Genomic DNA, 21,101 nt, shown 5'->3' on the forward strand with positions numbered 1-21,101 from the left:
CGCCGCCCGTGCAGGTCTCGGCAGCGCCCGCGGCCGCACCCGCAGCGCCCGCCCCGACCCCCGCACCCCCGCGCGGGATCTCGACGGCGGCAAAGAGCGTCCTGACCGCCGTCGGCATCGCCCTGCTGTTCCTCGTCTGCGCCATCGCACCGGCGCCGCTGCCGCAGCACTTCCTGGTCCTGACGCTCTCGGTCGTGATCGGGTTCTACGTGATCGGCAAGGTGGCCCACGCCTTGCACACACCGCTCATGAGCGTCACCAACGCCATCAGCGGCATCATCGTCGTCGGTGCGATGGTGCAGATCACCGCCGGCGACCTCGTCGTGCAGGTCCTGGCGGCCATCGCGGTGCTCGTGGCCTCCATCAACGTGTTCGGCGGCTTCGCCGTGACCCGGCGAATGCTCGCCATGTTCCAGAAGGGTGCCGAGAAGTGATCGGACTCGACTCCATCGTCACGGCGGGCGCCATCGCGGGAGGCGCCTACATCGTCGCCGCCCTCCTGTTCATCCTGAGCCTGGCCGGGCTCTCCCGGCACGACACGTCTCGCCGGGGTGTGACGTACGGCATCGCGGGCATGGCCATCGCCCTCATCGCCACCGTGTGGCTCACCGCGGCGGGCGCCTGGGGCACGACGTCGGGAACCGTGGGCCTCGTGCTGCTGGTGGCGGCCGTGCTCATCGGAGGCTCCGTCGGCCTGTGGCGAGCGCGCGTCGTGGAGATGACCGGCATGCCCGAGCTCATCGCGCTGCTCCACTCGTTCGTCGGTCTCGCCGCCGTACTCGTCGGCTGGAACGGGCACCTGGCCGCGGGCGAGGTGCCCGCGCAACTCGTCGACATCCATCACGCCGAGGTGTTCATCGGCGTCTTCATCGGCGCGGTGACCTTCACCGGGTCCATCGTCGCCTTCCTCAAGCTCTCGGGGCGGATCAGCTCCACGCCCCTCATGCTCCCCGGCAAGAACGCGCTGAACGTCGGTGCGCTCGTCGCCTTCCTCGTCCTGACCGTCTGGTACGTGATCGTCCCCTCGCTCGGGCTCCTGATCGCCGTGACGTTGCTGGCCCTCGCGCTCGGCTGGCACCTGGTCGCCTCCATCGGTGGCGGCGACATGCCGGTCGTCGTCTCGATGCTCAACAGCTACTCGGGGTGGGCCGCGGCCGCGGCAGGGTTCCTGCTGAACAACGATCTCCTGATCGTCACGGGTGCCCTCGTCGGGTCGTCGGGTGCCTACCTGTCGTACATCATGTGCAAGGCCATGAACAGGTCGTTCCTGTCGGTGATCGCCGGTGGCTTCGGCATCGAGGCGCCGCGCGGCGGCGACGAGGTGGCCGGGGAGCACCGGGAGACCGACGCGGCATCCGTGGCCGAGCTACTGACCTCCGCCCGGTCGGTCATCATCACCCCCGGGTACGGCATGGCCGTCGCACAGGCGCAGTATCCGGTGGCCGAGCTCACGGCGGCGCTCCGGGGGCGTGGCGTCGAGGTGCGCTTCGGCATCCACCCCGTCGCCGGGCGCCTGCCGGGGCACATGAACGTGCTGCTGGCCGAAGCCAAGGTGCCCTACGACATCGTGCTGGAGCTCGATGAGATCAACGACGACTTCTCCGACACCGACGTCGTGCTGGTGATCGGCGCGAACGACACCGTCAACCCGGCGGCGGCCGAAGACCCGGGTTCGCCCATCGCGGGCATGCCCGTGCTCCACGTGTGGGAGGCGGCGAACGTGATCGTCTTCAAGCGCTCGATGGCATCGGGCTACGCCGGGGTGCAGAATCCGCTGTTCTTCCGGGAGAACACCCAGATGCTGTTCGGCGACGCCAAGGACCGCGTCGACGACATCCTCCGCTCCCTCACCGCCTGACGTCGCTCGCCCCCGCGCCTGCGGCGGTGGCCGTGCTCCGGCTCGGGTGCGGGGGTGCGGCTGTGCTCCGGCTCCGGTGATGCACAACGGCGGAGATCCACACCGACTCGCCGCCCCCACCGGTTCCTCCCCCGGCGAGTCGCCCCTGCCATCCGCCGTTGTGTGCTCAGCCGTCGGCGACCCGGCAGCGGACGAGGGCGAGCCGGCAGCGGACGACGGCGGCCCGGGAGCGGACGACGGCGGCCCGGGAACGGACGAGGTCAGCGCGGGGAGCGGGCGAGGAAGGGACGCGGCCAGGCACCGAGGGCCAGCACCGCCAAGACCACCTGCACCAGCCCCGCCACGAAGTAGATGCCGTGCAAGGGCGACCACACGAGCAGGATCGCGATCTCCACGAAGATCCAGATCATCATGACGAGGCCTGCCGCCGCATGCAGACCGAGGGCCACTCGGAAGTGCCCGTGGTCGGCGACCAGCGCGAGCGCCTGCGCCCCACCCACGACCACGCCGAGGATCACGCCGGGCCAGACGTACGAGTCGAACACGGATCCGTCGAGCCACTCGGTGGGGATGCCGATCCCGCCACCGAGTGTCAGCCCGATCATCCCCACGAGCGCGGAGGCGAGCGAGAACCACGCGACGATCAGGAGCCCGAGCCGGAGCCGGCGAGCCACGGGCTGGACGGGGGGAACGGCGGCGGTCATGGCGCCGACCGTACTCCGGCCCGGCGTGCGCCCACCCCGCGTCGGGCCGGGACTAACGGGCCCAACCCGACCTTCCCTTCCGCCGCCCTGGACACAATGGCGGAGTCGGAGGGTGACACGCCGGCCCTCCAACCGTGGACCACGGCGTGTCGACCTCGGCATCCGCCGTTGTGCACGGCCGCCTCGCGGAACCGCCCCCTCGGGGCAAGACGTCGGTGGGGACCAATACGCTGGATACCATGCGCCTGGCCACCTGGAACGTCAACTCGATCCGCGCCCGCGTCACCCGTACCGTCGAGTTCGCCGTGCGCGAAGACATCGATGTGCTGGCGATGCAGGAGATCAAGTGCAAGCCCGAGCAGTTCCCGTACGCCGAGTTCGAGGCGGCCGGGTACACGGTGGAGGCCCACGGACTGAACCAGTGGAACGGCGTGGCGATCGCGAGCCGCGCACCCATCGACGACCTGCAGATCGGCTTCCCGAACATGCCCGGCTTCGCCAAGGGGCACGACGGCCCCGGGGCCCCGCAAGAGGCCCGAGCGATGGGCGCGACGATCGATGGCGTGACCGTATGGAGCCTCTACGTGCCCAACGGACGCTCGCTCGACGATCCGCACTACCGCTACAAGCTCGAGTGGCTGGAGGCCCTGCGCGGCTACACGCAGGAGGCCTTGGCCGCCGACCCCGACCTCGCCCTCGCGCTCACGGGCGACTTCAACATCGCCCCCACCGACGCGGACAATGGCGATCCGACCGTCGTGGAAGGGGTCACCACCCACGTCTCACCGCCCGAGCGCGCCGCCTTCCAGGCGCTGCTGGATGCGGGACTCGCCGACACCGTTCGTCCCCTCGTCCCCACCGGCTTCACCTACTGGGACTACAAGCAGCTGCGCTTCCCGCGGAACGAAGGCATGCGCATCGACTTCATCCTCGGATCGCGGGCGTTCGCCGATGCCGTCGTCGGCGCGGCGATCCACCGCAACGAGCGCAAGGGCGAGGTCCCGAGCGACCACGTTCCGGTCGTGGTCGACCTCGACCTCGACGGTCCCGACGACGACGACCGCCCGATGATCTTCTAGGACCTCCTCGCCGGCGTCACCCGGTTCAGCGCCAGCGCGCGATGAGGTCGTGCAGTGCGGAGAGGAAGCCCGCCAAGAACTCCGACGTGCCCTCTCTCGCGAAAGACCCGTCCTCGGCGAAGAAGCCGTCGTCGACACGGATGTACGCTTCGGGCACCCCGACCAGCGGCACGCCGAGCGCGGACAGGATCGACTTCAGGTGCGCCTGGGCCACCGCCGTCGAGACGGCGCCCTTGCTCGCCCCGGTCACCGCCGTCGGCACGCCCGCGAGCGACGACTTCCCACCCGGACGAGTCGCCCAGTCGATGGCGTTCTTCAGCACCGCGGGGATCGAGCGGTTGTACTCAGGCGTGACGATGAGGAGCCCGTCCACCTCGTCGATCGCCCGCTTGAGGTCGACGCCCACCGCCGGGTACTCGCGGTCGTACTGCGTTCCGTAGAACGGCAGGTGCGCGATGGGGATGTCCACGAGGTCCAGCCCGGCCTCCGGTGCGATCCGACGCAACGCGTCGGCGTAGCGGCGGTTCAGCGAGTCGTGCGAGGCGGATCCGACGATCAGTCCGACGGTGAAGACGCTCGCGGTCATGGGGTTCCCTTCGATCGGCCGACTGTCCCAGCCTGCCCTCTCACGCACCGCATCGACAGGGGGTTGCGCGGCCGGCGGTCGGCTCCACCTCCGTCCTACGGGGGATGACCGTCCCGGCACCGCACCCTACGTTGGAAGGATGAGACTTGCCGCCCTGCAGCGCCTGCGCGACGATCCGCGGGTGCGTCGCGACGCGTGGCTGGCCCTCGGCCTGTTCGTCGCGGCCGTCATCAGTTCGTGGCTCGGTCAGATCGCGGGCTTCTACGGCACCGACACGCCGCCGTTCGGGTGGTCCCTGCTCTACGCCGCCGTCCTCACCCTGCCGATCGCCCTCCGTCGGCGCTTCCCGGAAGTCGTGCTCGTCGTCGTCTCGCTCGCCTTCTTCGTGGGCGTCTCTGCGCGCATCCCCGAGATGTACGTGGCGAACGTCGTGCTCTTCGCGGCGATGTACTCCGTCGGCGCGACGGTCTCCGATCGGCGCCGAGCGACGATCGTGCGACTCCTCGTGGTCGCCGCGATGTTCCTCTGGCTGCTGGTGACGACCTTCCAGGCGGCGACCGCGCCCGACGACGACGGGCTGTCCCGCGCGGGGCTGTTCTCGCCCTTCGCCGCGTGGATCCTCATCCAGTTCCTCGTGAACGCCGCCTTCTTCGGGGGCGCCTACTTCTTCGGCGACCGCGCCTGGGCAGACGCGCAGTCGCGTCGCGCCCTGGAGGAACGCACCGCCGAGCTCGAACGCGAACGCGAGCTCACCGCGGCCCAGGCGGTGGCGCTGGACCGTGTGCAGATCGCTCGGGAGCTCCACGACGTGGTCGCCCACCACGTGTCGGCGATGGGGGTGCAGGCCGGCGCCGCCCGTGCCGTGCTCGAACGCGACCCCGCCGTCGCCCGAACGGCACTCACCGGCGTCGAGACGTCGGCGCGGGCAGCGCTGGACGAACTGCGGAACCTCCTCGACACCCTGCGGACACCGGACGCCGACACCCCCGGCGGATCCACGCTGCGCCTGTCGGCCCTGCCGGAGCTCATCGAACACGCGAATGTCAACGGCGTGCCGACCACGCTGACGGTGATCGGCGACCCGGTGGAGCAGTCGGAGCTCGTGCAGGTGAACCTGTACCGCATCGCGCAGGAGGCGCTCACGAACGCGCGGCGTCACGGCGGGCCGGGAGTGACCGCCGACGTCCGCCTCCGCTACACCCGCGATTCCGTCGAGCTCGACGTGTCCAACACCGGGGTCGTTCGCGGCGGCGGGCGACCCGGACTGGGGCTCGTGGGGATGAGGGAACGCGCGGCCGCGTCGGGCGGAACGCTCGAGGTCGGCCCCCGGCCGCGCGGCGACGGGTACCTGGTGCGCGTGCGCGTGCCCGCATCGAGGCTGGCGGTGACGTCATGAGCGGGCCGATCCGCGTGGTCCTGGCCGACGATCATGCCGTCATGCGGGCAGGATTCCGGATGATCCTCGAGAGCGAGGACGACATCCTCGTCGTGGGTGAAGCGGGGACCGGGGCGGAGGCGGTGGCGGCCGTGTCCGCCCATCGCCCGGACGTCGTCTGCATGGACGTGCAGATGCCCGATATGGATGGACTGGAAGCCACGCGGCGGCTCACTTCCGATCCCGCCGTCACGGCCTCGGTCGTCATCGTCACGACCTTCGACCGTGACGACTATCTCTTCCAGGCCCTGGCAGCGGGGGCCAGCGGCTTCCTGCTGAAGAACGCCGGACCCGAGGAGCTGATCACGGCGGTGCGGGTGGCGGCCGCCGGCGACGCGCTGCTCGCCCCGGCGGTCACCAAACGGGTGATCGAGCGGTTCGCCGCGGCGGAAGGCACGCCGGCGACAGCGACGCCGCCGGGAGCAGGAGTGTCTTCGCCGGCTCCTCCATCGCTGCCGGTGGACCTCACCGACCGGGAGACCGAGGTGCTGCGTCTTCTGGCGGCAGCCCTCAGCAACGCGGAGATCGCTCAGGAGCTCTACATCGGCGAGGCGACGGTGAAGACCCACGTCTCGAACGTGCTCCAGAAGCTCGGCGCCCGCGACCGCGTCGCCGCGGTGGTCTACGCCCACCGTCACGGGCTGGCCTGACCCGGCGCGCCTGCATAACTCCTCCAGTCCGCCGCGGGTCGGTCGCCCGACACCTACGGCCGCGCGGGTGGATGCTGCGGAGACTCCCGATTTGGAGGAGTTGTGCACGACGCCCGCCGGCCACTCCCCCGCACGGGGGACGCCGGGATCTCCCCCCGGGGGCGGAGGCACCCACGCGGCGTCTTCCCTAGCGTGGAACCACACCACTGGAGGAGGAGCGAATGCTCGAACTGAGCGGGATCACCAAGAGCTACGGCGGTCGCCGTGTGCTCGACGACGTCGGGTTCTCCGTCGGCGCCGGCCGGCTGACCGGCTTCGTCGGCGGCAACGGCGCGGGAAAGACCACCACCATGCGCATCATCCTCGGCGTGCTCGCCCGCGACTCGGGAGACGTCACCCTGCACGGGGTGCCGGTCACGACCGCCGACCGCCGGCGGTTCGGCTACATGCCGGAGGAGCGCGGCCTCTACCCGAAGATGCGGGTGCGGGAGCACATCGTTTACCTGGCCCGGCTCCACGGGTTCTCCAAGGCGGAGGCGACGTCTCGCGCGACCGCGCTGCTGGAGGAGCTCGGTCTCGGCGAGCGCCTGGAGGACAACGTCGAGACCCTGTCGCTCGGCAACCAGCAGCGCGCGCAGATCGCCGCCGCGCTCGTGCACGACCCGGAGGTGCTGATCCTCGACGAGCCGTTCTCGGGCCTGGACCCCCTCGCGGTCGACGTCGTGGCGACGGTACTCCACCGGCGGGCCGCGGCCGGAGCGGCCGTGATCTTCTCCTCGCACCAGCTCGACGTGGTCGAACGTCTCTGCGACGACCTCGTCATCATCGCCGGCGGGACGATCCGCGCCGACGGCAGCCGGGAGGAGCTGCGGGCGCAGCACGCGCAACGCCGGTTCGAGCTCGTCTCGGCCGGCGACGCGGGCTGGCTTCGCGACGAGCCCGGCGTGCACGTGATCGAGTTCGACGGGGGTTATGCCCTCTTCGACGCCGACTCCGACGAGGCCGCTCAGCAGGTCCTCCGACGCGCCCTCGAGCGCGGTGACGTCGCCAGCTTCGCGCCGCGACACCCCTCCCTCGCCCAGATCTTCACGGAGGTCATCCAGTGAGCTCGTCCACCGCTTCCACGTCCGCCCCGTCGTTCGGTCAGAGCGTCTGGCTCGTCACCGAGCGGGAGATCGGATCCAAGCTCCGCAGCAAGGCCTTCCTGATCTCGACCGGGATCCTCTTCGCTATCGCCCTCGTCGCGGTCGTGTGGGGAGGTTTCGCCGCACAGTCGGACAGCCGGATCCCCGTCGCCGTCACGCCGCAGACCTCCGGCGCCGTGTCGGAACTGACCTCCGCCGTGGAGGTGACCGAGGCCGCCGACGCCGACGCCGCGCGTGAACTCGTGCGATCGGGCGATGTCGACGCGGCCCTGATCCCCGGCGGCGCGGAGCCGTTCGGCTACACGCTCGTCGCCAACGAATCCGTGCCGAGCGGCCTCATGCCGCTCCTGAGCATCAGCCCGCCGGTCGAGCTGCTGGAGACCGGCGGAGTCGACTTCATGCTGCGCTACTTCGTGGCCCTCGGCTTCGGCATCATCTTCTTCATGGCGGCGATCACATTCGGTTCCACGATCGCCCAGAGCGTGGTCGAGGAGAAGCAGACGCGCGTGGTCGAGCTGCTCATCTCGGCCATCCCGACCCGCGCCCTGTTGGCCGGCAAGGTCCTCGGCAACACGGTTCTGGCCATGGGACAGATCGTCGGGCTCGGCGCGATCGCGATCATCGGGCTGACCGTCACCGACCAGACCGCGCTCCTGACGGGGCTCGGTGCGCCGCTGGTCTGGTTCGCGGTGTTCTTCCTGTTCGGGTTCGTGCTGCTCGCGTCGCTGTTCGCCGCGGCTGCCGCGATGGTGTCGCGGCAGGAGGACATCGGCTCCACCACCACACCGCTGACGATGCTCGTGATGGCGCCGTACTTCCTCGTCGTGTTCTTCAACGACAACCCGGTGGTCCTCTCCGTGATGTCGTACGTGCCGTTCTCGGCGCCCGTCGGGATGCCGGTGCGCGTGTTCCTCGGCGAGGCGCAGTGGTGGGAGCCGCTGCTGTCGCTGGCGATCCTCCTCGCGACCTGCGTGGCGGCGATCATGGTCGGCGCTCGGATCTACGAGAACTCTCTGCTGCGCATGGGTGCGCGCGTGAAGCTCGCGGAGGCGCTGAAGGGTTAGTCCAGCACGCTGCGACGCGCACGCGACGACCGGGGGGAATCGGCCTCCCGGTCGTCGCGTGTCTCCCTTTCCGGGCACGAGCGGCGCTCCGGCAGCTGGGGCGCCTAGATCCAGCCCCGTTCCTCGGCTTCGATCGCGGCCTGCTGACGGGTCGCGACGTGCAGCTTGCCGAGGATCGACGAGACGTGGTTGCGCACCGTCCCCGGCGACAGATGCAAGACCGCCGCGATCTGCGAGATCGTCTCTCCGCGTCGGCCCGCGCGCAGCACATCGAGCTCCCGATCGGTGAGCGGCGAGCGCTCGTCGGACAGGGCATCCGCCGCGATCTCGGGGTCGACGTAGCGCCGGCCCGCCGCGACCCGCCGGATCACCTCGGCCACGTCTTGCGCGCGGCGCGTCTTGGGGAGGAAGCCGTCGACACCGGAGGCGAGCGCACGTCGGAGCACTCCAGGGCGGGCATGACGGGTGACGGCGACGATGCGAGTGCGGACGCTCCGGCGCACCCGCGCGGCGGCGTCGATGCCGTCGAGCCCCGGCATCTCGACGTCGAACAGGCAGACATCGGGCACGAGGCGCATCGCCTCGGCGACCGCCTCCTCGCCGTCCCGACATTCCGCGACGACGTCGATGTCCCCCTCCAGCCGGAGGAGAGCGGAGAGGGCCGAACGGATCATGTCCTCGTCGTCGGCGATGAGCACCCGGATCATCGCGCCTCTCCCTCGTCCGGCACCGAGGCCTGCAGCACGAACTCTCCCGCCCCCTCGGACGCGGCGGCCGGATCGCTCGCGCGGGTCGCCGCGGTGAACTCGCCCCCGGCCTGCGCGATCCGGTTCGCCATGCCGTGAAGACCCGATCCCTCCGCGGCGGCGCGCACCGTCACCGCGGCCGGGGTGTCGTTGGCTGCGCGGAATCACCATCGTGCTCCGTCGCGATGAAGGCTCAGCCGGGCCCAGGTGCCGCCCCCGTGCTTGAGGATGTTGGTCGTCGCCTCCCGGACGACCGGTCCGAGCGCCTCGCGCGGAGCGGCTTCCGCATCCGAGGACACGTCGAGAGTCGCGTCGACTCCCGCCGCGCGGAGCAGGTCGACCGCGTTGGCGAGCTCGTCGGGAAGCGGAACGCCGCGGAAGCGCGTCGCGAGAGCGCGCGTTCCCGCCCGCGCGTCGTCGACCGAGCGTTGGGCGTCGGCGAGGTGGCGGAGCGCGGCGTCGGGATCGGTCGCGAGGAGACGCTGAGCGAGCTCGAGCTGCAGGGCGATGACCTGGAGGTGGTGTCCCTGCAGGTCGTGGACGTCGTCGGCCAACCGCAGTCGCTCTCTCACCGCGGCCAGGCGCGCCTGCGCCGCCCGCGAGCGGTCGAGCTCGCGCACGATCTCCCACCACCACAGGGTGCTGACGATCGCGCTCGGCAGGGCCGCGGCGAACAGGAACGGCATGAGCCAGCTCATCGCGGATGCGCCGAAGCGCTCTGCCGTGCTTTCGATGACTCCCGCCGCAGCCACGACGAGCGTCGCCACGACGGTGACGCGGCCACGGACACCGCGAGGAAGAGACAGGACGGTGATGCCGACCACGAGCGCGAGGGCCAGCGTCACACTCCCGGCCCCGAACCCGGCCCCCACGGCGGCGGCGACCGCGACCGCAACGGTGACGACCCGCCAGTTTCGAGAGGGTCGCTCCGCCTCCGTCCTCCACGGGGCACGCAGCGCGAGCGCCAGAGCGGCGAGCCACGCCAGCGCTCCGACGACGTAGAGCACGAGGAGGGCGGGGGACTCGGCGGCGGTCGCGCGAGCGATCCAGAACCAGACGAAGAGCACCGAGACGGCGAAGAACATCGCCGACAGGACCGTGTACCACCACGTGGCCGTCACGCCGCCGGACCCGGCGCCGAGACCAGGGCGCAGCGGAGTCTCCTCGTGCGCGATCGTCATGGCCCCAGGGTACGGCCATGACAAATGTCACCCTCCGACCGCTCGACTCTCCCGCACGGAGGAGCCCCGTCGGCACTGGCCGATCCCCCTACCGGTCGCTGGACTGGAGGAACGACCACAGTCCCGCCGCGGCGGCCGTCCCCAAGGAGAACCCGTGTCCAGTCCCCTCGCCGATCTCGTCGCCGGATTCCAGGATCTCGTCGCGCAGCTTCCCGGGCCCCTGCAGCCGTTGGCGGTGGCGGCCGCCGGCGCCGTCCCGTTCGTCGAAGGTGAGGGCGCAGCAGCGATCGGCATCCTCGGCGGTGTACACCCGATCGTCGCGGCCGTTGCCGCCGCGACCGGCAACTTCGTGTGCGTCACCCTCCTCGTGCTGCTCGGCGCCGGCGTGCGCACGGCAGCCACGGCGGGGCGCGGCGGCGGTGGGGCTCCCGAGCCTTCTCCGCGACGCCAGAAGTTCCAGCGCGCCTTCACCAAGTACGGTGTGCCGGGAGTGAGCCTGCTCGGCCCGCTGCTCCTGCCGACGCACTTCACCGCCGTGATGCTGGCCGGTGCCGGCGTGGCCCGCGGGCGGATCCTCGCCTGGCAGGCCGTGGCGATCGCCGGGTGGACCACCGTGTTCACCCTCCTCGCGACCGGCGTGCTCTCCGCTGTCTGGGGGCGGTGAGGGCTGTCTGGGGGCGGTGAAGGCCGTCTGGGGGCGATGAGGGCTGTCTGGGGGCGATGAGGGCTGTCGGACGGGGCGGCCTCGACGCGGCAGGTCGAAGCGGGAACAATCGCGCGACGCATGCGGTTGCATGCACTGGGCCGATGGCGTCCCGACCGAACGAACCCAAGGAGACGCCATGAGCATGACCCTCGACCACCCCGCATCCGACCACCGTGCCGATGTCGACGCCCCCATCCTCGATGTGATGGCGGAGCGCTGGAGCACGCGCGTGTTCGACCCCGAGACCCCGATCGACGAAGAGGCGCTGCGGAGCGCCCTCGAGGCTGCACGATGGGCTCCGTCGGCCAACAACACGCAGCCGTGGCGCTTCGTGGTCGCCCGCCGCGGGGGCACCGCGCACGCGGCGATCGTGGAGGCCCTCATGGGCTTCAACCGGTCGTGGGCCGCTGACGCGGCCGCGCTCGTCGTCTTCGCCACGACCACCTCGCTCGACGGCAAGCCCCTCGGCTGGGCGTCGTACGACGCGGGCCAAGCGGCCGCCCACTTCACGATCCAGGCCCACGCGTCCGGTCTGCACACCCACCAGATGGGCGGCTTCGACCGCGAAGCGATCGCGCGCGCGTTCGGATTCGGCGACGACCTCGCCGCCGTGACGGTCATGGCCGTCGGCGCGCTCGGCGACATCGAGGCGGCCCCCGAGGCGCTCCGTGAGCGGGAGCTGGCCCCGCGCACCCGGCGACCCATCGCCGAGACCCTCATCGTCAACGACTGACCGCGCCCCGCCGGATCCGCCGGACACCGCATATCGTGTGCCCGGCGGATCCGCAACGCCCGTCGCGCCGGGCGCCTCGGCTGGTTACGGTGAACCATGACCGCCAGCATCCTCGCCATCGGCACGGCCGTCCCGCCGACCCGTCTGCCGCAGGATCACGTCCGCGACCTCTTCGCGCAGCAGCCCGGTGTCGACCGGCTCACCCGCCGGCTCGTGCATGCCGCGTTCGACGCGGCGGCGATCGACACTCGACACACCGTGCTGTCGGCGCTCGCGCCGAACCCGCCCCGCTCTCCGGCTGACCCGACGTCCGAGGCTCTCCCCGTGGTCGACGAACGCGGCGTGCTCCAGCGCCCCACGACGGGGGCGCGCAACGACGCGTACCTGCGGACGGCGCCCGCCCTGTTCGCGGCGGCGGGTCGTGACGCTCTCGACCGCGCGGGTCTCTCCCCCGGCCAGGTGACTCACGTCGTCACCGTCTCCTGCACCGGTCTGTTCGCGCCCGGGCCCGACTACCGCCTCGTACGCGATCTGGGCCTCCCTGCCACCACCGAGCGATTCCACCTCGGGTTCGTCGGCTGCGCGGCGGCGCTTCCCGCCCTCCGGCTGGCCGACGCCCTCTGTGCCGCGCGGCGTGATGCGGTGGTTCTGGTCGTGTGTGCCGAGCTGTGCACGCTGCATTTCCGCCCGTCCGCCGACCCCGAGCAGATCGTCGCGGCCTCCGTGTTCGCCGACGGAGCAGCCTCCGCCGTGGTCACCGCCGCCCCCGATCTCGTCGCGGGCCACGGCGGCCCCCGACTCGACCTCGACCGCTTCGCCACGACGGTCACCTCGGAGGGCGAGGACGACATGGCCTGGACGATCGGCGACCACGGTTTCGAGATGACGCTCTCGGCCGAGGTGCCCCGCATCATCGGGCGGGAGATCCGCTCGGCCGTCGGCGGCTTCCTCGCCGGCGACGTTCCGGATGCGTGGGCCGTCCATCCCGGTGGACGCAGCGTGCTCGACCGCGTGGAGAGCGGCCTGTCCCTCCCGCCCGACGCGCTCGCGGTCTCCCGTCGGGTCTTGAGGGACTACGGGAACATGTCGAGCGCGACGATCCTCTTCATCCTGGCCGCCCAGCTGTCCGCACCCGTCGGTGACGATGCGGACAGCGATGCCGCCCGGCGGATCGCCGCCCTGGCCTTCGGTCCGGGGCTGACGGTGGAGTCCGCTCTCCTCACCCGCCGCACCGCCGAGCGGCGGCCGGCCGGCGTGCCCCTCTCATCGGTCGGGGCCGTCGCGCCGTGAGCCTGCGTCACCGCGACACCGCACTGCGCGAGCTCATGGACGACCCCGCCTGCGACCCGGAGCGGCTCGCCGCCACACTGCGCCGCTTCGGCACGGTCAACCGCCTGGTGTCGGGCTGGGACCGCCTCTACCGCAGTCACGTCCGCCCCGCCCTCCTCGCCCGCGCCCGCCACGGATCCGCCGCGCGGGTGCTCGACATCGGCTGCGGAGGAGGCGACGTCGCCTCCCGACTGGCCGCCCTCGCGCGCCGCGACGGACTGCCGGCGCGGTGGCTCGGCATCGATCCCGACCCCCGCGCACTCGAGGTCGCGGTCGAGCGCGAACGCGAGGACGTGCGGTTTCGTCGCGCCGATTCGACGGAGGTGCGTGAGAGCGGCGAGAGCTTCGACGTCGTCCTGTCCAACCACGTGCTCCACCACCTCGACGCGTCCGCGCTCGCGCAGTTCGCCGACGATTCGCTCGCCCTCTCCCGCGGCCCGGTGCTCCATGCCGACATCCGACGCGGGCGACTGGCCTACGCCCTGTACGCCGTCGGGATCACCCCGATCGCGCCCGGCACGTTCCTGCGCACCGACGGGCTGCGCTCCGTCCGCCGGAGCTACCGTCCCGACGAGCTGGAGTCCGCGCTCGGAGCCGCATGGCGCGTGGAGGCCCCCGCGCCCTTCCGGGTGCTGGCGGTCGGAGCAGGCCGTGCCTGAGGTCATCGTCGTCGGGGCAGGCCCCGTCGGGCTGACACTCGCGGCGCAGCTGGGGCTCCGCGGGGTGGACGTGCTCTTGCTCGAGCGACGCGTCGACCGAGGGCGTCACTCCCGCGCCATCGGCATCCACGCACCCGTGCTCGCGGCGTTGGAGCCGAGCGGGCACGTCGACCGCATCCTCGCGTCCGCCCTCCGCGTGCACCGGGGCGAGGCCCGCGACGGCGCGGGGCGGCTGCTGGGCACTGTCCGCTTCGACCGGTTGTCGACGCGGTTCCCCTTCGTCGCGACGCTTCCGCAGCCGCTCACCGAGGAAGCCCTCGGCGTCGGGGCACCCGCTCCGCTGCGCGGAGTGACGGTGCGAGAGGTACGGCCAGCGGGTGACCGCGTGCGAGCGCGCGCCGTGAGCGACGACGGCGAGCGCGAATGGACCGCCGCGATCGTGGTCGTCGCCACGGGGTCCGGCGGACGCCACCTCGTCTACCGGCCCGGGGCGGTCGCCGTGCGGCACTACCCCGACCGTTACGTCATGGCCGACCTCGACGTCGGTCCGCGCGCAGACGACGACGACGTCGCCGTCGTCACGCTCGCCCCGGGCGGTGTGCTGGAGTCGTTCCCGCTTCCCGGTAGCCGGCGGAGGTTCGTCGCATGGGACGGACGCGGCGACGACCCCGCTCCCCACGATGCCGCGCACCGCCTGCAGCGGGCGATCGCGGAGCGGGGACGGACGTCGGTCGAGGTGGACGCGTCGGCGTCGACGTTCCGGGTGCGCCGGGTCGTGGTGCCGCGCCTGCGCCGCGACCGCATCGTCGTGGTGGGTGACGGCGCACACGAGGTGAGTCCGATCGGCGGTCAGGGGATGAACCTCGGCCTCCTCGACGCGCTCGGACTCGCGCCGCTTCTCGCCCAGTGGGTGCACACGGGCACCGCTCCTGCCGCGGAACTGGACGCCTGGGAGCGACGCCGCGTGCGGTCGGCGCGCATCGCCGCGGCCCTCGCGACCGTCAACACCGCCCTGGGACGTCCGACACTGGGACGTCCGACACTGGGGCGTCCGACACTGGGGAACCCGGCACTTCCGCTGCCTGACGCGGCACGCTCCGCGCTGCTGCGACTGATGCTCGCCGGCCCGTCCGGCAGCCTGTTCGCCCATGCCTACGCGATGGGCTTCGATCGCGACGCGTCTACCGTCAGGCGGCCGAAGTACCCACCAGCTGCGCCGCCAGGAGGAGGGCCGAGAGCATCGTCAAGCGGAAGAGCACTCGGGCGGGCGGACGTCGGAGAGCCCGCACCAGGGTGAGGAGCGCGACGAGCACGACGCCGCCGAAGAACGCCCACGACACGGGCGTGATCGCCGCGAGCGGCTGAGGCCCGCCGATCACCGGACCGAGGAGCACGGCGACCGCCCCGAGCAGGATTCCCGTCACCGCCAGGATCGCCGCCGCGCGCACACCCAGCCGGTGCGGAAGGCCCCGGACCCCGGTGCGCGCATCGTCGTCGAGGTCGGGAAGCACGTTCGTCAAGTGCACCGCCGCACCGAGGGCGGCACCGGCAACTGTGGCCCACAGGGCAGCGAAAGTCGGCGGGGTGGCGGCGAGGGTCGCGAACGAGGGGAAGAGCCCAAAGCTGACGACGAACGGCAGGACGGAGATCGGCGTGTTCTTGAGCGCGGCGTTATACGACCAGGCCGAGGCCAGGGCCACCGCATGCACCCCGAGGAGCTCGACGCCCAGAACGGCGGAGAGGCCGAGCGCAACCACCGCCGCCGCGATCGCGGCCGCCCACGCCGTCCCGAGGCCGACGTCGCCCCGCGCGATCGGCTTGTCGGTGCGGCCGACCTGCGCATCGCGGCGCGCGTCGATCGCGTCGTTGGAGATGCCCACCGAGAGCTGCCCCGCCAGCACCGAGGCCGTCAGCACGACGAGTCGCCACGGCTCCACACTCGCCGCGACGCCGAGCGCGAGCGCCAACGCGGTGACGACCAGAGACGGTCCGGGATGCGAGGATCCCCACAGGGCCCGGACTGCCGTCGACGTCATGTCCCGACGCTACCCCGCCGCACCGTCTCACCCCGCGCCAATCCCCCGCCCCCGTGTGTGTCACACCCGAGCCGCCCGGCGGTCCGCCGCCCGGTCCGCCGCCCGGTCCACCGGTCCCGCCGCCGGCGACGGAGCCGGACCCCAACCCGAGCCCCAACCCGAGCCAAAACGAGCCCCCACCCGAGCCAAAAGCAGGGCGAACTGGGTCCCCACCCCCAACGACAGCCACCAGGCCGACCTCAGCCTGCTTTTCGCCCGACCACGCCCCCACCCGCGCCGCCAACCCACCGCCGCCCGCGCGGCCGACCCGACCGCCGGTCCGCCGCGGCGACCGAGCCGAGCCCCAACCCGAGCCAAAAGCAGGCCGAACCGGGTCCCACCCACCAGCGACAGCCACCAGGCCGACCTCAGCCTGCTTTTCGCACGACCATGACCCCGCCCGAGCCGCCGCGGCGAGGATCAGTCGTCGAGCAGCTCAGCCTCGATCACGTCGTCGTCGCCGTCGTCTCCGGCCGTCGGCGGAGCAGCGGTGCTCGTGAGGACGAGCGCGGAGCCGTCGGCCGCCACGTCGACACGCACGACGTCGCCGTCGTGCACACCGCCCGACAGCAGGGCCATCGCGAGGCGGTCCTGGATCTCCGACTGGATGAGCCGGCGCAACGGACGCGCGCCGAAGAGCGGGTCGTACCCGCGTTCGGCGAGCCACGCGCGCGCGTCGGGGGTGACCGCCAGCGTGAGCCGGCGGTCCTTGAGTCGGCGCTGCAGGGCATCGACCGACAGCTCCACGATCTGGGCGAGGTCGTCCTCGCTCAGGGCCTGGAACATGACGATGTCGTCGAGACGGTTGAGAAACTCCGGGCGGAACGCCTGCCGGACCAGAGCCATCACCTGCTCCCGCTTGACCTCCACCGACAACGTGGGGTCGATGAGGATCGGCGACCCGAGATTGCTCGTAAGAACGAGGATCGTGTTGGTGAAGTCGACCGTGCGTCCCTGTCCGTCGGTCAGGCGCCCATCGTCGAGCACCTGGAGCAGGATGTCGAACACCTCCGGGTGCGCCTTCTCGACCTCGTCGAGCAGCACCACCGAGTACGGCCGGCGTCGGACGGCCTCCGTGAGCTGTCCCCCCTGCTCGTAGCCGATGTACCCCGGAGGGGCGCCCACGAGCCGGGCGACGGAGTGCTTCTCGCCGTACTCGCTCATGTCGATGCGCACCATGGCGCGCTCGTCGTCGAAGAGGAACTCGGCGAGCGCCTTGGCGAGCTCGGTCTTGCCGACGCCGGTCGGCCCGAGGAAGAGGAAAGAGCCGGTCGGGCGCTGCGGGTCGCTGATACCGGCCCGCGAGCGACGCACCGCGTCGGAGACGGCCTTCACGGCGTCCTTCTGTCCGATCAGTCGCTTGCCGAGCTCGGCCTCCAGGTGCACGAGCTTCTCGCTCTCGCCCTGCAAGAGGCGGCCCACGGGGATGCCGGTCCATGCGGCGATGACGGCGGCGATGTCCTCGTCGGTCACCTGCTCGTTCACCATCCGCTCCTCGGCGGGGTCGGCCTCGGCCCGCTCGGCGTCGGCGAGCTCGCGTTCGAGCCGCTTGATCGTCTCGTACTGGAGCTTGGACGCCCGCGCGTAGTCGGCCTCGCGAATCGCGCGCTCGAGATCGGTGTTCGCTTGGTCCAGCTGCTTCTTCAGCTCACCGACTCGGTTGAGGCCCGCCCGCTCGCGCTCCCAGCGCGCCTCGAGCACCCGCAGCTCCGCCTCCGCGGCGTCCATCTGCTCCCGCAGCTTCGCGCGACGTTCCTTGGAGGCGTCGTCCTTCTCCTTCTTGAGGGCGAGGTCCTCCAGGCGCATCCGGTCGACCTGTCGGCGCAACTGGTCGATCTCGACGGGGCTCGAGTCGATCTCCATCTTGAGTCGGCTCATCGCTTCGTCGATCAGGTCGATCGCCTTGTCGGGCAGCTGACGGGAAGGGATGTAACGGTTGGAGAGGGCGGCCGCCGCGACGAGCGCGCCGTCGCTGATCGTGACTCCGTGGTGCGCCTCGTAGCGCCCCTTGAGCCCGCGGAGGATCGCGATCGTGTCCTCGACCGACGGCTCGCCCACATACACCTGCTGGAAGCGGCGTTCGAGAGCCGCGTCCTTCTCGATGAACTCGCGGTACTCGTCGAGGGTGGTCGCGCCGATGAGGCGCAGCTCGCCGCGGGCGAGCATGGGCTTGAGCATGTTGGACGCCGCGACCGATCCTTCGCCTCCGCCTGCTCCCATGAGGACGTGCAGTTCGTCGATGAAGGTGATGATCCGCCCATCCGACTCGGTGATCTCCTTCAGCACGCTCTTGAGCCGCTCCTCGAACTGGCCGCGGTACATCGCGCCGGCGACGAGAGCGGAGATGTCGAGGGTGACGAGCTCCTTGTTCTTGAGCGACTCGGCCACGTCGCCCGCGACGATCCGCTGGGCGAGCCCCTCGACGACGGCGGTCTTTCCGACGCCGGGCTCACCGATAAGCACGGGGTTGTTCTTCGTGCGGCGGGTGAGCACCTGGCTAACGCGACGGATCTCGCTGTCGCGTCCGATCACGGGGTCAAGCTTTCCCTGCCGAGCCCGATCGGTGAGGTTGATCCCGAACTGTTCGAGGGCGCTCTTCTGCTCCTCCTGCCCGGGTGCGGGTTGCGCGTTCATGGTGTCTCCCTGAAATCTGTGGCGAATCAAACTTGAGTCGCGATGGCTCAAGTTTAGCACCTCAACGGGGAGTTCGGGAGGGCGCGAGAATCAGGAGGCGATGGCCTCGGCGATGGGTTCGGTGCAGGCGAATCGGGCGCGGTAGGCCGTCGGGGTGGTGCCGAGCGCGCGGGAGAAGTTCTGGCGGAGAACCGCGGCCGAGCCGAACCCGCACTCGTAGGCGATGGCATCGAGCCCCAGATCGGTCTGCTCCAGCAGGCGTTGCGCGTGGAGGATTCGCTGGCGCCCGAGCCACGCGGCCGGAGTGGTGCCGAAATCGGCCTTGAAGCGGCGGGCGAACGTCCGCGGCGACATGTGAGCACGGGCGGCGAGCTGGTCCACCGACATCTCCAGCCGGAGATTCTGCAGGATCCAGTCGGTGACCGGCGCGAGCGAGAGCGAAGCGGTGACCGGAAGGGGCTTGTCGATGAACTGCGCTTGCCCGCCGTCGCGCTGCGGCGGCACCACCATGCGCCGCGCGATCTTGTTGGTGAGCTCCGCTCCGATCTCGATCCGCAGCAGATGCAGGCACGCGTCGATCCCCGCCGCCGTCCCCGCACTCGTGATGATGCGGCCGTCCTGCACGTAGAGGACGTGGGGGTCGACGTCGATGTCGGGGTACATCGCCGACATCGTGTCGGCGTACCGCCAGTGCGTCGTCGCGCGTCGCCCGCTGAGCACGCCGGCGGCGGCGACGACGAACGACCCGCTGCAGACGGTCAGCACCCAGGCTCCGCGTTCCACGGCACGGCGGACCACCGCGAGCACGCGCTCGTCGACCTGCCCCCAGCTCTCGCGCGGGATGGGCGCGACGACGACCAGGTCGGCCTCGTCGGCGAACGTCAGGTCACGCTCGACGTTGATCGAGAAGTCGATGTTGCTCGGAACGGCTCCGGGGTCGGGCGTGACGATACGGAAGTCGAAGTTGGGGATGCCGTCGTCGGAGCGGTCGAGGCCGAACGCCTCACAGGCCAGTCCGAACTCGAACGGCGCGAATCCGGGGAGGACGACCAGGGCCACGGTGTGCATGGCAGGAATCCTACCCTTATGCGCAGTCCTGCCACTAGTGGCGTGATCTCGTCATGCGTAGCGTTTCTGCCATGTTCGTCCTGATCCTGTTCGCCGCCCTCGCCCTCGCCGGTGCCATCGGCACCGTCCGTGCTCTTCTGTCCGACGGCTACCGCCGCATCCCCACCGACCCCACCCGCCTTCCCTGATTCAGGCCGGGTCGCCGCCCTTCGACCGGGCGGGACCCTGCCGTTCGCAGCCGTACTGCGTGCCGAAAGCAGGCCCGATGTCGGTATCCGTCCCGAAGACCCGCAGAGGGAGGCGGTCGCCCTGCTTTCGGCACGCATCGCCGACTCGACCTCGGCCGAGGCGGGCCCTCAGGCGAGCGAGGTGACGGTGTCGAGCAGGATGTCGGCGGAGCGCGTCCAGGAAAAGCGCGCGATGTGCGCCGCGCCCGCCGCGACCACCCGGGCGTGCGCCTGCGGGTCGTCGAGCTCCCGCACGGCGGCGGCGAAGGCGTCCGCATCGGCGCCCGGGGCATAGAGGGCTCCGTCGCCGGCGACCTCGCGGAAGATCGGCATGTCGGTGACGACCGCGGGGACCCCGAGCGCCAGCGCCTCGGCGAGCGGGAGCCCATATCCCTCGTCGAGCGACGCCGAGACGAGCACGGCGCGATCGGCCAGAAGCCGCGCATACTCCTCGTCGGTCACACCGCCGTGGAACACCACGGACGCCCCAGCCGGCACGAGCGCCTCGAGGTCGGCGCGGCGCGTCGGCGAGATGCGCGACAGGAGGTGCAACGTGCGCCCCGGGAGCCCGGCCATCGCCCTCACCAGCGTCTCCACGTTCTTGTACGGCATGAACGAGCCCATGTAGACGAGGTTCTGCGCGCCAGGGACCACCTCCGCCGGCGCCGGCAGCAGGTCGGCGAGTCGTTGCGGCGCGTTGGGGATCACCACGACGGGTCTGCGCGTCAGCCGGACCTCGGCGAACTGGTGTGCGCTGGTCTCGCTGACGGTCGCGACGACATCGGCGGCGTTGAGCGTCAGCCGCTGCGGAACGTAGGAGAGGTGGAAGAGCCGCCAACCGAGCCGCACGAACCACGGAAGGTCGCGGGGCGGCGTGCGGTGACGGTAGTAGATCGTGTCGTGGAGGGTGAGGATCTGCCGATAGCGGCGCCCGATCGTGCCGATCGTCTGCATGGGGGAGAAGACGACGTCGGGATGATGCCGGTTGAGCTCCCGCGCACGCAACGGCTCGCCGAGCGCCGTCGGCGCTCCGATCGTCAGGGTCGAGGCGCCCTCCGGGAGAAAGCGACGCTGGGCATCGTCGAAGACGAGGAAGGTCACCTCCACGCCGCGCTCCGGCGCACGTGCCGCCACCGCCGCGGCCAGTTCCGCGGAGTAACGGCTGATGCCGTCGTGGAAATCGGTGCGGATGTAGCGCGCGTCGAAGAAGAGCCGGGTCACC

The 21,101-nt window shown here is 71.3% G+C and carries 21 protein-coding genes; 12 read left to right on the top strand and 9 right to left on the bottom strand.

From position 1 onward, the window contains the following. Both QM591_RS01155 and pntB read left to right on the top strand, forming a co-directional pair. The coding region (locus QM591_RS01155) for a proton-translocating transhydrogenase family protein (protein WP_415128742.1) at positions 1-434 on the top strand (434 nt) is incomplete at its 5' end. Continuing rightward, the gene (gene pntB / locus QM591_RS01160) at positions 431-1,858 is read left to right on the top strand and encodes a Re/Si-specific NAD(P)(+) transhydrogenase subunit beta (RefSeq protein ID WP_415128744.1); all 1,428 of its coding nucleotides are present in this window, start codon (positions 431-433) and stop codon (positions 1,856-1,858) included. The genes QM591_RS01155 and pntB, both read left to right, overlap by 4 nt. Positions 1,859-2,118: 260 nt before the next feature. On the opposite strand, the gene QM591_RS01165 is transcribed toward pntB, so the two are convergent. Beyond that, positions 2,119-2,562, bottom strand: coding sequence for a hypothetical protein (locus QM591_RS01165; RefSeq protein WP_415128746.1), 444 nt, complete (start codon positions 2,560-2,562; stop codon positions 2,119-2,121). A gap of 239 nt (positions 2,563-2,801) precedes the next feature. On the opposite strand from QM591_RS01165, the gene QM591_RS01170 reads away from it, so the two are divergent. After that, the gene (locus QM591_RS01170; RefSeq protein WP_415128748.1) at positions 2,802-3,641 is read left to right on the top strand and encodes an exodeoxyribonuclease III; all 840 of its coding nucleotides are present in this window, start codon (positions 2,802-2,804) and stop codon (positions 3,639-3,641) included. Between the two features lie 25 nt (positions 3,642-3,666). On the opposite strand, the gene QM591_RS01175 is transcribed toward QM591_RS01170, so the two are convergent. Next, positions 3,667-4,227 carry an NADPH-dependent FMN reductase gene (locus QM591_RS01175; protein WP_415128750.1) on the bottom strand — a complete coding sequence of 187 codons (561 nt, stop codon included), beginning with the start codon at positions 4,225-4,227 and terminating at the stop codon, positions 3,667-3,669. Between the two features lie 139 nt (positions 4,228-4,366). On the opposite strand from QM591_RS01175, the gene QM591_RS01180 reads away from it, so the two are divergent. The 4 genes from QM591_RS01180 to QM591_RS01195 all read left to right on the top strand — a co-directional run bounded on the left by QM591_RS01180 (position 4,367) and on the right by QM591_RS01195 (position 8,521). After that, positions 4,367-5,623 (top strand): sensor histidine kinase, encoded by a 1,257-nt coding sequence (locus QM591_RS01180; protein WP_415128752.1) that lies wholly within the window; start codon positions 4,367-4,369, stop codon positions 5,621-5,623. Next, positions 5,620-6,312 (top strand): response regulator, encoded by a 693-nt coding sequence (locus tag QM591_RS01185; RefSeq protein ID WP_415128754.1) that lies wholly within the window; start codon positions 5,620-5,622, stop codon positions 6,310-6,312. Before QM591_RS01180 ends, QM591_RS01185 begins: the two co-directional genes overlap by 4 nt. 221 nt (positions 6,313-6,533) lie before the next feature. Next, positions 6,534-7,418 carry an ABC transporter ATP-binding protein gene (locus tag QM591_RS01190; protein WP_415128756.1) on the top strand — a complete coding sequence of 295 codons (885 nt, stop codon included), beginning with the start codon at positions 6,534-6,536 and terminating at the stop codon, positions 7,416-7,418. Next, positions 7,415-8,521 (top strand): ABC transporter permease, encoded by a 1,107-nt coding sequence (locus QM591_RS01195; RefSeq protein ID WP_415128758.1) that lies wholly within the window; start codon positions 7,415-7,417, stop codon positions 8,519-8,521. The genes QM591_RS01190 and QM591_RS01195 overlap by 4 nt, the downstream gene beginning before the upstream one ends. A 104-nt stretch (positions 8,522-8,625) precedes the next feature. On the opposite strand, the gene QM591_RS01200 is transcribed toward QM591_RS01195, so the two are convergent. Genes QM591_RS01200 through QM591_RS01210 form a run of 3 tightly spaced genes read right to left on the bottom strand, consistent with a single transcriptional unit; the run spans position 8,626 to position 10,448 of the window. Continuing rightward, complete coding sequence (locus tag QM591_RS01200) at positions 8,626-9,228, bottom strand: response regulator transcription factor (RefSeq protein ID WP_415128760.1); 603 nt, start codon at positions 9,226-9,228, stop codon at positions 8,626-8,628. Then, positions 9,225-9,401: a hypothetical protein gene (locus QM591_RS01205; protein ID WP_415128762.1), complete on the bottom strand. Its 177-nt coding sequence runs from the start codon at positions 9,399-9,401 to the stop codon at positions 9,225-9,227. Before QM591_RS01205 ends, QM591_RS01200 begins: the two co-directional genes overlap by 4 nt. A gap of 30 nt (positions 9,402-9,431) precedes the next feature. After that, positions 9,432-10,448, bottom strand: coding sequence for a sensor histidine kinase (locus QM591_RS01210; protein ID WP_415128764.1), 1,017 nt, complete (start codon positions 10,446-10,448; stop codon positions 9,432-9,434). A gap of 154 nt (positions 10,449-10,602) precedes the next feature. On the opposite strand from QM591_RS01210, the gene QM591_RS01215 reads away from it, so the two are divergent. From QM591_RS01215 to QM591_RS01235, 5 genes are all read left to right on the top strand, one after another. Then, entirely contained in the window at positions 10,603-11,112 is a 510-nt protein-coding gene (locus QM591_RS01215; RefSeq protein WP_415128766.1) for a small multidrug efflux protein, read from the top strand. A gap of 178 nt (positions 11,113-11,290) precedes the next feature. Continuing rightward, positions 11,291-11,887 (top strand): nitroreductase family protein, encoded by a 597-nt coding sequence (locus tag QM591_RS01220; RefSeq protein ID WP_415128768.1) that lies wholly within the window; start codon positions 11,291-11,293, stop codon positions 11,885-11,887. 96 nt (positions 11,888-11,983) lie between these two features. Continuing rightward, complete coding sequence (locus QM591_RS01225) at positions 11,984-13,177, top strand: type III polyketide synthase (RefSeq protein WP_415128770.1); 1,194 nt, start codon at positions 11,984-11,986, stop codon at positions 13,175-13,177. After that, on the top strand, positions 13,174-13,875 hold the full coding sequence (locus QM591_RS01230) for a methyltransferase domain-containing protein (protein ID WP_415128772.1): 702 nt from the start codon (positions 13,174-13,176) through the stop codon (positions 13,873-13,875). Before QM591_RS01225 ends, QM591_RS01230 begins: the two co-directional genes overlap by 4 nt. Next, positions 13,868-15,172 (top strand): FAD-dependent oxidoreductase, encoded by a 1,305-nt coding sequence (locus QM591_RS01235; protein ID WP_415128774.1) that lies wholly within the window; start codon positions 13,868-13,870, stop codon positions 15,170-15,172. Before QM591_RS01230 ends, QM591_RS01235 begins: the two co-directional genes overlap by 8 nt. On the opposite strand, the gene QM591_RS01240 is transcribed toward QM591_RS01235, so the two are convergent. The 4 genes from QM591_RS01240 to QM591_RS01255 all read right to left on the bottom strand — a co-directional run bounded on the left by QM591_RS01240 (position 15,063) and on the right by QM591_RS01255 (position 21,100). Continuing rightward, positions 15,063-15,911, bottom strand: a complete 849-nt coding sequence (locus QM591_RS01240; protein WP_415128776.1) for a UbiA family prenyltransferase — start codon at positions 15,909-15,911, stop codon at positions 15,063-15,065. The two genes, QM591_RS01235 and QM591_RS01240, sit on opposite strands and share 110 nt — an antisense overlap. Positions 15,912-16,370: 459 nt before the next feature. After that, positions 16,371-18,584: an ATP-dependent Clp protease ATP-binding subunit gene (locus tag QM591_RS01245; protein WP_415128778.1), complete on the bottom strand. Its 2,214-nt coding sequence runs from the start codon at positions 18,582-18,584 to the stop codon at positions 16,371-16,373. Positions 18,585-18,674: 90 nt separating this feature from the next. Further along, positions 18,675-19,652: a GlxA family transcriptional regulator gene (locus QM591_RS01250; RefSeq protein WP_415128780.1), complete on the bottom strand. Its 978-nt coding sequence runs from the start codon at positions 19,650-19,652 to the stop codon at positions 18,675-18,677. A 356-nt stretch (positions 19,653-20,008) separates the two neighbouring features. Next, complete coding sequence (locus QM591_RS01255; RefSeq protein WP_415128782.1) at positions 20,009-21,100, bottom strand: glycosyltransferase; 1,092 nt, start codon at positions 21,098-21,100, stop codon at positions 20,009-20,011. Between the last annotated feature and the right edge of the window lies 1 nt (position 21,101).

Origin of the sequence: Microbacterium sp. (assembly GCF_047607225.1) — a bacterium.
In the GTDB taxonomy this organism is placed as follows: domain Bacteria; phylum Actinomycetota; class Actinomycetes; order Actinomycetales; family Microbacteriaceae; genus Microbacterium.